The sequence below is a fragment of the Lewinella cohaerens DSM 23179 genome (assembly GCF_000379805.1).
In the GTDB taxonomy this organism is placed as follows: Bacteria; Bacteroidota; Bacteroidia; order Chitinophagales; family Saprospiraceae; genus Lewinella; species Lewinella cohaerens.
On the sequence record NZ_KB903587.1, the window covers coordinates 150386 to 165423 of the forward strand.

The window sequence follows — 15038 nt, forward strand, 5'->3', positions numbered from 1 at the left end:
TTGGTGAGGGCTGCTAGAAACAACCAACGTTTACACCATTACACTTTTCCAACGCTTACACCTTTTGCCAAGTGCGTAGATATAACCGACGCAGAACAGGAGAAACAACAGATCCGGGGTAAAAAACAGGATGAAAGCTGCTTATTGGAGGGAGAAAGCATTGGCTTTCTTGATTCTTTAATGAGTAGAATGACGCTACCGCTACCAGCTCAAACACCTCGGAGAGGTGAAATATTGGTAGTTTCAATCCATTTCAACCTATTTCGACCTCAGATGAGGTCGCATATATTGGTACGGTTATGCTATCTTTATGAAAAGGCCATAAATCGCTCTCAGAATGAAGTCTATCCGTTTACTTACGTCTATACTGCTGTTTTTGGGGTCAGCTTTGAGTGCCCAAAAACATGATTATCACTGGATTACTGGCTATGGAGGCGGGGAAATATCAATTGACCAACCCTGGTTTGGGCTATCAGTACTGCGGTTTTCTGATTTTGGAAAACTGGATACCACAAACCTTCAAGAACCAACTATGCACATGGGATTCTTCAACACTAGCATTAGTGATGAAGCAGGCCGTCTAAAATATTACTCGAATGGAGTAGGACTTAATAATCACTTACATCAACTTATGCAAAATGGTGATGGTATGAGTGGTAACCCTGGTAGTACAGGAGAAGGTGGTGGATATGCAATGATGCAGGGAGGTGTGAGTGCTCCCTGGCCAGGAATCCCTAGCCAATATATTCTTCTACAAAACAAGGGCAGGTATTTCGCAAACGATGATGATCATAATTGGAAGGTTACGGAGTTACTTTATTCACGGATCGAAATGAATGCAAATTCCGGGGAGGGGGAGGTCTTAGAGAAACTGATTCCTTTCCTAAACGACACGGTACTCTGGGGAAAAACTACACTAGTCAAACATGCAAATGGTCGTGACTGGTGGTACCTTGAGAATAAACTAGATAATAATGCATTTTATCGTATCCAAATAACTCCAGATGGTCCTCAAGTTGACGGACAACAATCTATAGGCGTACCTATTTATCAGGGCACTGGACAAGCTGTTTTTTCACCTGATGGGAGTAAGTATATTATTCTAAATACGGTTAGTAACGACTCTGGAGGAGTCTTAAATATTTATGATTTTGATCGATGCTCCGGATTACTGAGCAACCCACTTTATATCGCCGTTGACAATGACAATGGTACTGGAGGAGTGGCTATTTCACCTAACAATCGCTATCTCTATCAATCCTCTGACTGGTACATCTACCAATTTGATCTTTGGGCGGAGGATATTGAATCAACAAGAGACACCGTTGCCGTTTATGATTTGAATGTAGACTGGTTCCCTACTACTTTTTTTGCTGCACAGCTTGCACCAGATGGTAAGATTTATGTGATCTGTCCAAATGGGGTGCCCGTTATGCATAGGATCAAATACCCGGACAAAGGCGGTGATGCTTGCATGGTAGAGCAACACAGCGTACGGTTACCTACGCTTAATGCTTTTTCAATACCTAACAACCCCAATTACCGCCTCGGGCCAATTGACGGTAGCCCTTGTGATACGCTCGGTATTGACAACATGCCACTGGCAAACTTCCGAGCGGATCAGGACAGTACAAATTACCTGGATTTCTATTTTCAGGACTTGAGTGCTTATGAGCCCGACACTTGGCAGTGGACGTTTGGTGATGGCCAAATGAGTCAGGATACCTCACCGGTACACACCTATTTGGAAGATGGCGTTTATGAAGTTTGCCTGACGGTGAGTAATGAAAATGGTAGCCATACCGCTTGTGATACTCTTTTTCTAGGTGTCGTAAACACTACAGCGCAGCTTGATTTGGATGTTGCATTACAGGTTTTCCCCAACCCGTTTCGAGATCAGTTTTCGGTGGTGATGAATGATTACTATCCTAAAAACGCGCAGCTTATTGTTTTTGATGGTTTGGGAAGGCCTATCCACCAGCAGCGAATTCAGCATGGTTGGAATACCGTTCTTGGAGATGCTTGGCCTGTGGGAATTTACTATTACGAGCTTTGGGATAAAGAGATCAAGCTGAGGCAAGGCAAAATAATCAAACAGTAGTGCGCAAGACGGAGTCTGGAGCACGCCGGACGGAGGAGGAGGCCGAAGGATGGGCAGCGGTTCTGCTCCTTAGGGGCGGGTTTGAAACCCGACCCTAAGGAGCAGAAAGAGCAGACAGCCTGGTGCCGATCCCGTCCCGACTAGAAAAGTCGGGACGGGAGACGGCACGGCCCCAAAAGAGCAAAAACTGTCCGCGGCAGAACAAGTGAGATAAGGGAGGACAACTTATTGTACTTTTGAGCAGTTTTATTTGAAAATCATACGATACAGATCATGCGAACACTATCCCTGCTAAGTCTACTGTTTTTGATGCTGAGTTGCAGCCCTACCCCACCTGACAGTAATACGACTGAAGAAACTACCGCCGAGCAAGCCCCTGAGGTAACAGCAGCTACAGCAATGCCGGTTTCGAACACAGAAGAAGCAACGCCGATAATGGCTGAACCACGCCCGCGTACTGCGACTGTAGAAACAAAAGCCGACCCTGGCAGCAGCCAACCTCGCCCCACTGTACGACCTGATGTGGTACTGAAAGAGACGGCTAGTCAAGATCTACCAAAGGAAAAGGTAGCAAAAGGAATAGAGATCACCGAAGCACCGATGGTGGAAGAAGTACCACAACCAGCGGCACCAAAAGTAGAGGAAGCACCGGCACCGGTAGCCGTAACCAAAACAACACCCGACCACAGTGGCTGGGATGCCTTTTTGCAAAGTAATGTAAGCAGCAGCGGGCAGGTGAATTACCGCAGCATAAAAGCCAATCCGGCTCCCTTGAACGACTACTTGGCAGAACTGGAACAGTATCCACCCCAAAGTAGCTGGAACCGTAATACTGCGATGGCCTACTGGATAAATGCCTACAATGCTTATACCGTGAAATTGATTGTAAACAACTATCCCGTGAGTAGTATCAAAGACATTGACAGCGGCAACCCCTGGGGTACCAAGTGGATAAAACTTGGCGGGCAGACTTACTCGCTCAATCAGATAGAGAACGATATTTTGCGTCCCCGTTATGGTGATGCACGCATCCACTTTGCGGTAAACTGTGCGGCGGCCTCTTGCCCACCTTTGCACAATCGCGCATTTACGGCTGATAACCTCAACAGCACACTACAGCGGCTGACCCGCAAGTTTGTGAACAACAAGGACTACAATACCATCACGGCAAAGCGCGTAGAAATCTCGAAGATTTTCGACTGGTATGGCTCCGACTTTGGCTCCGTAGTTAATTATATCAACGGGTATACGGATACTGCTTTGAACAGCGATACCGTAGTCACTTTTAAGGAGTATGACTGGAAGTTGAATGAGAGGTAGTCTTTTTTTTGCTAAGAAACAAAAGCAGGGTACTGCATACTTATACAGTGCAGCGAACCATGCTGCTCGATGAGCAAGCGGCAATCTATACCGATGATCTCGCGGTTGGGGAAGCAGTTTTGTATGATGCCCAGCGCGAGACCATCTTCGGGTACGCCGTAGGTAGGTACCAAAACGGCTTCGTTGATGATCAGAAAGTTGGCATAGGTGGCTGGCAGGCGGTGCCCATCTTCGGCAAAGCAGGTGGTGGGCCAGGGCAGTGGCACCAAGTTGTAGGGTTTTCCCTCACGGGTACGAAAGGACTGAAGCTCTTGCTCCATCAGCTTCAGTTCGGTGTAGTGCTCGTCGGTTTCATCGGTGCAACGCACGTAAGCGATGGTATCCGGGCTACAAAAGCGAGCCAGCGTATCGATGTGAGAGTCGGTATCATCGCCCGCGAGGAAGCCGTTGTCTAACCAAAGGAAGCGATCTACACCCAGTTGCAGGGTGAGTTCTGCTTCGGTTTCGGCGAGCGATAAATGGGGATTGCGATTGGGCGAAAGCAGGCACTCGGTGGTTGACAGCAATGTGCCTTGTCCATCGGTTTCCAGGGCGCCACCTTCGAGAACCATTCTCATTTGCTGCATAGGCGTTTTACCAAAGATACCCCAGGTGTGCAAGGTGCGCGTGATGAGGTTGTCGCGGTTGGCAGCAAACTTCAGGCCCCAGCCGTTGAAAATAAAATCCAACAAAAGGGGACGGCCATCTTCAATGACGGTGATTGCGCCATGATCGCGGGCCCAGGTGTCATTGCTGGGACAAACGATGATTTGCACCCGTTCGGCAGGCAGATGCGCTAAAAGTCCTTCTACCCTCTTGCGGTCATCTGCAACGACGAGTACCTTTTGAAACCGGCTAACGGCTTCGACACAGGCCACAAAACAAGGGGTGACTTCCTCCAACAGTTCTGCCCAGTCACTATCCGCATGCGGGAAGGTAAACTGAACCATGGATTGAGGTTCCCATTCGGCGGGAAAGCGGCGGGTGGTGGTCATAGTAATAACAAAATAAGAAGCGTAAAAATAAGAAGTACAAATCTACATCATTCGTATTCGTATTTCCACATAAACCTTAAGACATTTGCGGGTGAAGCCAATTCCTTACGGTAAAACTTACGCCGCACCAGCACTCCACGACGATAGCGTAGTCGTACAATAACTTCGGGGTTATCGGTAGCATAAGGGTTATAGACTTTCCATGCCCCAGATCGTTGACCTTTTTTAAAGCCACCTGTTAAAATGGGTAGCTTTCCGGCATCATACTCATAAGTGACAAATGCCTCTTCCTGGCGACCTTTCAGCAACAGAAGTAGTTCTTTTTCTTTTTCAAAGTGCTTACTACTTTCTGGTATTTTCCGCTGACAAGCGCTGGTAATAACAAGTGCCGAGTGGCCTTCCTGTGTTGCCAAACCATCTGCGTAGACCAAATAACGTTGGCCAGCCTGGGGAGCACCAAAGCAACTTGAATTTTTATTGCTAGCTCTCAATAAATGGATATTGGTTTCATCGCCTTTGAAATTGGTCAGCACTCGGATATTGAAATCCTCGTAATCATGTGGCGGGGGTGGCGGTAAAGGAGGTGGTGAAGGTACTCCATCCGTGGTCGTAGCAGCAGGAGATTCTTGCAAAACATGAACAGGTGGCTTTATTTGACTAAGCACCTCAATTTCCATTACATAAGTATGCTGATCGTAAGCCAATAAATCGAACCAAGGTTGGTATCGGCACTCGCAAGCAAAGACCTGAAAGGGAAGTGAAAAACTTATTAGCCCTAAAAACTGAGACCGTTGTATCATTATTTTCAATTCAAATCAAGTGATTTTCAACGCAATTGTGCCCATAAAATAAACTAATCTTTCCGCAACTTCTTAACTTAGAGAAATATGTTCAACTAGTAAACGAAAAAATGCTAAAACAATTCTCCTTTGTCCTTACCATGCTTAGTCTGTGCTGGCTAGCGATTCCTAACCTGGCAGCCCAGCAAATTGCGGAAGATCACTACAGTAGCCTCGAGTGGCGGTCTATTGGCCCTTACCGGGGTGGACGATCAGCTGCGGTTACCGGTGTACCCGGAAAACCTAATCTCTATTATTTTGGCGCTGCCGGTGGTGGTGTATGGCGCACCACTGATGGTGGTCAAACCTGGGCCAATATTTCCGACGGTTCCTTTGGCGGTTCTGTTGGTGCAGTAGCCGTCAGTGAAGCCGACCCCAACGTGATCTATGTCGGTGGCGGTGAAGTGACTGTACGCGGTAATGTCTCCTATGGTTATGGCGTACACAAAAGTGTGGACGCTGGTAAGAATTGGGAGCACATTGGTTTACCCAACTCTCGCCATATTCCGCGTATCCGCATTCATCCTAAAAACCCAGATTTGGTTTATGCTGCTGTGCTGGGTGACCTTTTTAAGCCCACAGCCGAACGCGGTGTTTACCGCTCGAAAGATGGTGGCCAAAACTGGGAAAAGATTCTTTTTGCCAACGAAAATGCCGGTGCTGTAGACTTACTGCTCGACCCCAATAATCCACGGATTCTTTATGCTTCTACCTGGCGTATTCGCCGGACCCCTTACAGCCTCGAAAGTGGCGGCGAAGGTTCTGCCCTTTGGAAAAGTACCGATGGCGGAGACACCTGGACCAACATCTCGGCCAACAAAGGCCTGCCTGGTGGCGACTGGGGTATCAGCGGTGTAGCCGTTTCACCGGTCAACAGCAACCGCGTTTGGGCGATTATAGAAAACGATAAAGGCGGTGTCTACCGATCAGAAGACGGTGGCGAAAACTGGCGAAAAGTCAACGATAGCCGTGCCCTGCGTCAGCGTGCTTGGTATTACAGCCGTATTTATGCTGACACCCAAGATGAAGATATCGTATACGTAATGAATGTTCGCTACCACAAAAGCACTGATGGTGGCGCGACCTTCAAAGCCTACAATGCACCTCACGGTGATCACCACGACCTGTGGATTGCGCCGGAAGACAACCAGCGGATGGTCATTGCTGATGACGGTGGTGCACAGACCAGCTTTGATGCTGGTGAAAACTGGAGTACCTACTACAACCAGCCCACCGCGCAGTTTTATCGCGTAACGACCGACAATCACTTCCCCTATCGCATCTACGGTGCTCAGCAAGACAACAGCACCTTGCGGGTATTGCACCGTACCGATGGTCGCTCCATTGGTGAGCGTGACTGGGAACCTACCGCTGGTGGCGAGAGCGCTCACATCGCAGTTGATCCACTCGACAACGATGTAGTTTATGGTGGCAGCTACGGCGGCTACCTCACTCGGTTCAACCACCGCACCAAGCAAGAGCAAGCCATCAATGTGTGGCCAGACAATCCTATGGGCTATGGCGCCGAAGGGATGAAATACCGCTTTCAGTGGAACTTCCCGATCTTCTTCTCTCCGCATAACCCCAAGCGGCTGTATGCGGCCTCTAACCACCTGCATGTAACGGAAGATGGTGGTAAGAGCTGGGAGATCATCAGCCCTGACCTAACCCGCAACGATGCCTCGAAGCTGGGCTCTTCTGGTGGCCCGATTACGCAAGACAACACCAGTGTAGAGTATTACTGTACCGTATTTGCGGCGGCAGAATCTCACCACGAGGAAGGTGTCATCTGGGCCGGCTCCGACGATGGTTTACTGCATATCACGCGCGATGGCGGGAAGAATTGGTCGAACGTTACGCCCAAGGGGATGCCCGAGTGGATGATGTTTAACAGCCTGGAGATTGATCCATTCCGCAAAGGTGGTGCTTATGTAGCTGGCACACGCTACAAGCTGGGAGATTACACCCCTTACTTGTACCATACTTCTGACTACGGCGCTACCTGGAAGCTGATCACCAAAGGCATCGACAAGCTTCACTTTACGCGTGTATTGCGTGCGGATCCTGAACGCGACGGCCTGCTTTATGCCGGTACAGAATCAGGCATGTACATCAGTTTTGACAATGGTGCAGCTTGGCAGCCTTTCCAGATGAATTTGCCAATGGTCCCCATCACAGACCTTACGATAAAAAACAACAACCTCATTGCTGCTACCCAAGGCCGGAGCTTCTGGATTATTGATGACCTGACCGTACTCCACCAACTGAGCGACGAAGTACTAGTAGCCGACCAGTACCTCTTCCAACCGCTTGATGCTTACCGCATGGATGGCTCACAAGGAAGGCCCAGCAAGACGCAAGGTATGAATCACCCTGGTGGTGTGACCTTCCATTTCAACATCAACGAAGTACCTGCCGATAGTGTAGCTGTAGCCATTGAGCTTTACGAAGAAGGCGGCAATTTGATTCGCACCNATACTTCTGATGCCAAAGAAAAGGGCGAAAAGCTCGAATTCGAGAAAGGAGGCAACACCTTCAACTGGAACATGCGCTACCCGGATGGTGTCGATTTTGATGGCATGATCATGTGGTGGGCAGGTGTAGGTGGCCCCAAAGCACAGCCCGGCACTTACGAAGCACGCCTAAAAGTAGGTGACGAAGAGCAGGTGCAAACCTTTGAAATTCTTCCGGATCCGCGCTCCGAAGCGACAGCTGAGGATATGGCTGCACAATTTGAATTCATGAAGTCAGTGCAAGACAAAGTCAGCGAAGCTCACCAAGCCATCATCGACTTGAGGGATGTGAAGAAGCAAGTCAATGGCTTTATTGAGCGCTTGCCAAAAGGGGACAACTACGCCGCTTTGCGCGAACAAGCCAAGGTGATTACGGAAAGCCTGACAGAGGTAGAAGAAAACCTGTACCAAACGAAAAACAGTAGTCGCCAGGATCCCCTGAATTTCCCTATCCGGTTGACCAACAAATTGGCACACCTCAATAGCCTTGTGGGCATTGGAGATTCACGGCCAACGGCCCAGGCTTATAGCGTAAAGGAAGAAATTTCTACCCTGATCGATGAAGAGCTGGCTGATTACCGCCGGATCATGAATCAAGAGATTCCTAAATTCAATCAGTTGATCCGCGAGAATCAGATTGATTTAATTACAGGGCCGAAGGCGAAGCCGTAGAGGGACTCGGGCTGCTTCGGACGCTTTAGGGATCGCGCATTTTGGTAGCGGAGAAAACGCATGCGGGCTAAAGCCACGCGGCACCTGGTTTTCTACTAAACCGGATCCTTACCTGAGAGATTCGAAGTCGACCTCCCTGCTGAAAAGAGAAAGTCAAGATCAATAGGTACAACTCCTTGATTTGGGCTTTCTCTTTTTTTACTCTCATATTCATTCGCGTTTATTACCCCTTATGATTGACCTTGACACTACTCGTATCCGGCCTGCGGCCTTTATCTTCAACATCCAGCGGATGGAGGATATTCACGAAGCTGCAGATGGACAAGTAGATGTAGCTCATAGCCATGATTACTACACGGTTATTTGGATACAGGAAGGCAGCGGCGAGCACTTGATCGACTTTAACAGGTATCCGCTGGCCGTGAATGATGTGTTTTTTGTTTCTCCCAGGCAGGTACATCGGCTCCTTCCCTCGGAAAAGCCCTACGGCTGGGTGATTACTTTTTCTCGCGACTTTCTGGCGCATAACCATATCAACGAAGATTTCATCACGGAGATGAACCTGTTTGGTCATTTTGAAGAACGCCCGCCGCTGCAATTGCCTGTAGAGGTAGCAAAACGGGCGCAGGTCCTCCTCTCCTATTTGAGTGAAGTCTACAAATCTGACGCCCCTTACCGGATGGCCAGTATGAGTGCGTACCTGAAACTGTTCCTGATTGACTGCCATGCCCAATGCCAGTTGCCAGCGCCTCTTCCTGGTAGCGACCAGGGAGGAAGTACGATTTTGCGGGAGTTTAAGAAACTGATTACGGAGCACTTCTACGAGCAACACCAGGTGCAAGAATATGCCCAGCGATTGCACATCTCTGCTAAGTACCTGAACCAGGTTGTAAAAAGCCTACTGGGCAAAACCGCCAAAGAACTCATTCAGGAAAAGATTATCCTGAACGCAAAACGTAGCCTCCGTTTTACCGATCACAGCATTAAGGAAATTGCCTACGAACTGGGGTTTCAAGACCCGCTTTACTTCAGTAGCTTCTTTAAGAAGTGTACGGGGGAGTCGCCGAGTAGGTTTCGGAAAGGAGGAACTGGGTACTAGGTACTTAGTATAGGGTATAGCGTATAGGGATTTTGAAATGCCTAAATTGAAAAAAATCGACCATCTGATTTTCCAAAAGACCAGTTAACCATTCTTTTGGTTTAAACCAATGTCAAACAAAAAATAGGCAAATCAACTTACCTATCGAAGAATAGTTGACATATACATTAGTAGAAATTGGCCTAGACCATATTCTTAATCAAATGGGGAAACCAATGGTAGCTCCGCTAAATCTCAACCTAATGTATACATTATTAAAAAAAGTGCTAGTAAAACCAGGAGTATTCTTGCTCTCCTTGCTGTTCCTCCTTTTGGCTAGCCCTGGTAATACCCAAGTAGCCGTAAAGTGGGAAAAAGAACTGTCGGGCGACTTACGCTGGCAACAGGTAACCTCTTTAGGCAACCTCATTGCTAGTACCGAAAATGGCCTTGAGCGCATTGATACAGAAACAGGGGAATTGAGCTGGGAGATAGAAGAGCTTGCGAACCTTGGAAGAGAACAATTTACGGAATTGCCGGATGGTCCTTTCTTTAAGGTAGAGACCTCTGATGCTTTTTATCTTATTGATCAATTTAGCGGGGATGTGGTTTTCGATTCCCGAAAAACAACTATTGTCAATATCCAAGGCTACTATACTTTATATAACCTGGGAGGTATACTCGTAGCGGGCCTGAATGACGCAAGAGAGCCCGAGATGATATTCGTGAGTATGGTAGATGCTAGCGTGCAATGGTCGCTCAATGAAGAGTTTGGCAGAATCGTTGCTGTTAACGAGCTTACTGATTATTCGATACTCGTGGTAACCCTGTTCAACAACTACAAAATCAATACCAAGACGGGGGATATTATTTGGAAAGTAGCCAATTCGCAAGAAGCCGAAGATTTGGACAAGCTAGGTAATTTTGGCGCATTGGTAAAAGACCTCGCTGAAGCATCAGCCGACGAATTGATTACCGATATTCAATTTCATAGAAAGCCTAATAGTGATTATTTCTATCTCGTCTCTTGGTATCCTAAAGAGACCTTTGATGACCAACCCACCGGGAAGTTTGAAAGCTCAATGATTGCCTATCGTTTAAGCGACGGAACTCGTGTATGGGATAGCCCATTGGAGTTTCCAGGAAGGCTTGATTTTCTGGTTTTCAAAGAGGATGGATTTATCCTGCTTCCTAACAAAGGAGACTACAACAAGATCAACCTTTACGATTATGAAACGAAAAAAGGACTGTGGGGCAAGCGAGGAGCTGGTCATAGCCCAAGAGGAAATATTTATACCTACCTGGAAACGGATAGCGGGATTATGATTGTTACGGATGGTATTAATCAAAAGGACTTACTTACCTACATTGATTATTCAACTGGTGAGCCGGTTTTTAAAAGACCTTCCAAAATAAGTGGAAAAGTTGAAGGAGTGGTACCCACTGCTACATCGGTATTCCTGATCACTAATGCAGGTCTGAACATCATTGATCTGAGTACAGGTGAACTGAAGTGGAAAAGAAACCTGTCTACTCGGCCTGCTCTGACTGCCGAAAGAGATGGTAATCTCTATGCCTTTGATTTAAAGGAGGAGGAGTTGAAAGTTATCAACCTGGAAAGCGAAGCAGTAAGCACGCTTTCTTCATCGTCTTTATCATTTGAAGGTAAGGAAGCCCCTATTCGCCTAGAGTTAATGGAAGATGGAATATTGTTGTCTTCTGACCAGAACATCGCTAAATACGCAATGGACGGCACCCTCAATTTTAACCGCTACTACCCTGCTCCTCGTGAAGCTGCATGGAAGCAGGTACTTCTTTACGCCTCAGCAGCGTATGCAGCCTTGGCAGCAGCAGATGCTTACTATACCGCCGCTGTAATATCAAATGCCGAGGACGAAATAAAAGGCGAGAGCCCTGTAACAAGTGAGCTTCTGGGCCAGCTAAAAGAAGGATATGCTGAATATGGAGATGATGCATCTTCCTACTTTTTGGAAGCCGTAACTACTGCAAGTGCTCGTAAGAAAGCTACGACTGGTGGTCTTGACTACAACCTTGTAATGAGCAAGGAAGGCAGAGAAATACTACTGCTACAAGTGAGCAAAGCAACCGGAGAAGCAGAGAGCCAAATATCTCTGGGCCGCGACCGCGAGCCTAGATATACCGTTGATTTTGTAACTAATCAAATCTATTACCAGAAAGGCTCCAGGGTTTTGGCGTCGTATCAGGTGAAATAATAAGCCTTGTAATAGGCATAGAAATATACTGAGGGTTGGCCATGAGGCCAGCCCTTTTTGTTTTTCTGTGATTTTCCAATGCCTTGCAGCTATTTTTACATGTACCAACACTTATTTTTGCCCGACCTTTGGTACAAACAAATGAAAGATGAAGCGAAAACAATTTATACGAAAAAGCTTACTAGGCGCTGCGGGGCTTACATTGGGTGCAAAGGCTGCCAATAGTAAAGCCACTGAACGGCCATCGACCTATGATAAATTGATGGCTCCGATAGGATTCAATCATTTGCCAAACCAAGAAATTAAAACAATGAAAACGATATTGCATAAAGCCGATACACGCGGCCACGCCAACCACGGTTGGTTAAACAGTCATCATACCTTTAGCTTTGCCAATTACTACAATCCCGAGCGGGTACACTTTGGTGTGCTACGTGTACTGAATGACGACACGGTAGCACCAGGTCGGGGCTTTGGGCGCCACCCTCATGACAACATGGAAATCATCTCTATTCCGCTGGCTGGCGCACTGGAACACAAAGACAGTATGGACAACGCTGCGGTCATTCGCCAAGGCGATGTACAAGTAATGAGTGCCGGCACCGGCGTATTTCACAGCGAATACAATAAGAGTAGTGAGGAGGAAGTACGCTTCTTGCAAATCTGGATGTTTCCACGCGAAAAAGGCGTAGAGCCCCGCTATGACCAGATTACACTAGTGAATAGCGACACCAAAAACCAGCTCCAACAAGTACTTTCGCCCAGCAAAGACGACGCTGGTGTGTGGGTACATCAAGACGCATGGTTTCACCTGGGCGATCTGGAAAAGGGATGGAACAGCGAATACACTATAAAACACTCAGGCAATGGTGTTTATGCCTTTGTTATTGAAGGAGAAGTTAAAGTGGCTGGCCAACAACTTGGCAAGCGTGATGGCTTCGGCATCTGGGACACGGAAGCCTTTGAAATCAAGGCTACCGCCGATACTAAATTACTACTAATGGATGTACCGATGGGGATTTAAGGGTTTTTATGGGTGTAAAGGTGTAAGGGTGTAAAGGTTGGGGTTCTGATTTCCAGAGAGTGTTCGGAATTGTGGTCTTGGCATCCATCCCTACTGGGTGCGCAGCGCCACAAGTCCGCAGAGATTTTTTATCGCTGAATATCAAGTAGATACATTTCGGTAATTATTCATCAGACACACATAATAAATAGTCTCAGGTCAGAAGTGTTTGATGCTACATGTGAAATCACCCAACTCTTACACCCTTACACTTACCCAACTTTTACACAAAAAATGCTTACCCAATTTTCACACCGATACCACCACCTCCTCACCTACTGACAAAGCGGCCTCGCCTGTACCTTCCCAGCAGGCGTTCATACCGAAGAGGACTTTCTTTTCCTTGCTATGCATTTGAGCCAAAGTGGCAAAGACACGTGGATTTTTGACCGTCGTCTCTGGATCAATGGTAATGACAACACAGCGAGCGCAGGGTTTCGGTAAGCGAAAAGCCTCTTCACCGATTTCCAAGGCCTGCCATTCATCTTCCGCAAAAGCGGGGGCGCCTTCTACCACAACATTAGGTCGGAAGCGTTGCATCGTCAGCTCCTCTCCTACTTCGGCAGCCAAAGCATCGAGGGAAGCCTGGTTGGCAATCAAATAAGGGTAACCATCGGCGAAGCTCACTTGCTCTTGCCCTTTTGCGTAGCGGGGGTCTAATGGCCGGTTGCTGTCTTCAGCCATATACACCAAGCGACAGGGAATTCCCAACGCCGCATTCAACTCCTCAGTGGATACTGTTTCTACCAAGCAGGCAGAAAACTGATCGTTCCAAACTTGTACTTCCACCAGCGGGCCCTCGTCTGCACGAGCTTCTTTGATGCGTAGTTGTTCGCCGGTATCGAGGTGCTTCAAGACCAGGTCTTCCTCTTCCGCCTGTGCCTGCCAACGCGCCAAATGGGCATGCTGCCGCTGGGAAATAAAGCGCCCATTCTCGTCGATCAGCATCCAGCGGCGATCGTCGATGAAGCCGCGACCAGCCAGGGTTGCAGAGGAAACGGCATTACCTGCCAATGCTTTTACGGGGTAAACCCAAAGTTCTTTGATCTTCATCTGGCTAAATTACGTAGTTTTTTATTGGGTAGACTTTTTATCTTCGCCCTCACATGAAGGATCATCGTTACATCATCCGCGAACAAGGCCGCTTTGGATTTATGGATCGCAAGGGGCAAGTTGTTATTGAACCGCAGTACCTGGCTGCCGAAGACTTCCACAATGGTTTTGCGCTGGTGGAGCTGATCGACCATTGGGTGCCGCTTGACACCTTGGGTAGGCCGCTGCTCAGGCACCTCTTTCGGCATATCTCTCCTTTTGAATCCGAACGAGCAAGGGTTCAACTGGCTCAAAACTGGGGCTTCATTGGCCCCAAGGGGCGTATTCGCATTCCTTGTATCTATGAATTCGCGATGGATTTTAGCGATGGGCTGGCGGCCGTCAAAAGCCAGCAGTTGTATGGCTTCATTGATCCAGAAGGTGCCGTAGCCATTGATTTCAGCTTCGACCTGGTAGCGTCTTTCCTGCATCAGCGTGCACCAGCCAAGCTGGGCAACCATTTTGGTTATATCGATACATCCGGGCAGTGGATGGTAGACCCCGACTATGACCTCACACTACCGTGGATGGGCCAGGTAGGCGTCTATATCGAAGATGGCCGCTGGGGCTTGCTCAACCGTGATGGCGAGGTGGTGACGACGGCGCGTTGGCGATGGTCGCCCGAGCATCCGCCCCAATTTACCGAGGGGGTAGCTGCTATTGTGATCAACGACCATTGGGGATATTTACAAACCGACGGCGAGTGGCTCGTGAAGCCGCAGTTTCTGGCCGCCGAGGCTTTCCATAATGGTTTTGCTCGCGTGAGTGATGGCATGAAGATGGGTTTCCTAGATGCGCGGGGGGATTTGGTCATTCCTTGCCGCTATAGTCAGGCGCTCGACTTTGCGGAAGGGCTCGCCCCCGTACGCGAAAAGGGCCAATGGGGCTTTATTGATGCGCTGGGGAAAACGATCATTCCCTTCCAGTATGATCATGCCCATAGTTTTCAGGATGGCCTAGCCTTGGTGGCCAAAGATGGCAAGTGGTCGTACCTCGATACCACGGGTGCGGTAATTTGGCACGAGGGCTAGGCTTTTCAACCACCAAAGGCACTTAAGTTTTTTTTGAACCATATCAGGGATTATAAGAGAA

General features: G+C 48.1%; 10 protein-coding genes. 7 read left to right on the top strand and 3 right to left on the bottom strand.

The features are described 5' to 3' along the window. Positions 1-337: 337 nt before the first annotated feature. Together A3EU_RS0125125 and A3EU_RS31825 are read left to right on the top strand one after the other, a co-directional pair. Positions 338-2101, top strand: a complete 1764-nt coding sequence (locus A3EU_RS0125125; RefSeq protein ID WP_020538955.1) for a PKD domain-containing protein — start codon at positions 338-340, stop codon at positions 2099-2101. Positions 2102-2374: 273 nt separating this feature from the next. Next, positions 2375-3421 (top strand): DUF547 domain-containing protein, encoded by a 1047-nt coding sequence (locus A3EU_RS31825; protein WP_020538956.1) that lies wholly within the window; start codon positions 2375-2377, stop codon positions 3419-3421. 11 nt (positions 3422-3432) lie between these two features. Here A3EU_RS31825 and A3EU_RS0125135 read toward each other — a convergent pair whose 3' ends face one another. Both A3EU_RS0125135 and A3EU_RS0125140 read right to left on the bottom strand, forming a co-directional pair. Beyond that, positions 3433-4455 (bottom strand): agmatine deiminase family protein, encoded by a 1023-nt coding sequence (locus tag A3EU_RS0125135; protein WP_026211579.1) that lies wholly within the window; start codon positions 4453-4455, stop codon positions 3433-3435. A 47-nt stretch (positions 4456-4502) separates the two neighbouring features. Beyond that, positions 4503-5255: a hypothetical protein gene (locus A3EU_RS0125140; protein WP_020538958.1), complete on the bottom strand. Its 753-nt coding sequence runs from the start codon at positions 5253-5255 to the stop codon at positions 4503-4505. 110 nt (positions 5256-5365) lie between these two features. Here A3EU_RS0125140 and A3EU_RS0125145 point away from each other — a divergent pair, with 110 nt between their 5' ends. From A3EU_RS0125145 to A3EU_RS0125160, 4 genes are all read left to right on the top strand, one after another. Then, positions 5366-8479 (top strand): VPS10 domain-containing protein, encoded by a 3114-nt coding sequence (locus A3EU_RS0125145; protein WP_020538959.1) that lies wholly within the window; start codon positions 5366-5368, stop codon positions 8477-8479. A gap of 232 nt (positions 8480-8711) precedes the next feature. Then, positions 8712-9578, top strand: a complete 867-nt coding sequence (locus A3EU_RS0125150; protein WP_044086764.1) for an AraC family transcriptional regulator — start codon at positions 8712-8714, stop codon at positions 9576-9578. A gap of 242 nt (positions 9579-9820) precedes the next feature. Beyond that, a complete protein-coding gene (locus A3EU_RS0125155) occupies positions 9821-11791 on the top strand; it encodes a PQQ-binding-like beta-propeller repeat protein (RefSeq protein WP_020538962.1) in 1971 nt (656 codons plus the stop codon). 310 nt (positions 11792-12101) lie between these two features. Further along, on the top strand, positions 12102-12815 hold the full coding sequence (locus A3EU_RS0125160; protein ID WP_044086769.1) for a pirin family protein: 714 nt from the start codon (positions 12102-12104) through the stop codon (positions 12813-12815). A gap of 288 nt (positions 12816-13103) precedes the next feature. On the opposite strand, the gene A3EU_RS0125165 is transcribed toward A3EU_RS0125160, so the two are convergent. Beyond that, on the bottom strand, positions 13104-13907 hold the full coding sequence (locus tag A3EU_RS0125165; protein ID WP_020538964.1) for an MOSC domain-containing protein: 804 nt from the start codon (positions 13905-13907) through the stop codon (positions 13104-13106). Positions 13908-13960: 53 nt separating this feature from the next. Here A3EU_RS0125165 and A3EU_RS0125170 point away from each other — a divergent pair, with 53 nt between their 5' ends. Next, positions 13961-14977, top strand: a complete 1017-nt coding sequence (locus A3EU_RS0125170; RefSeq protein ID WP_020538965.1) for a WG repeat-containing protein — start codon at positions 13961-13963, stop codon at positions 14975-14977. The last annotated feature ends 61 nt before the right edge of the window (positions 14978-15038 follow it).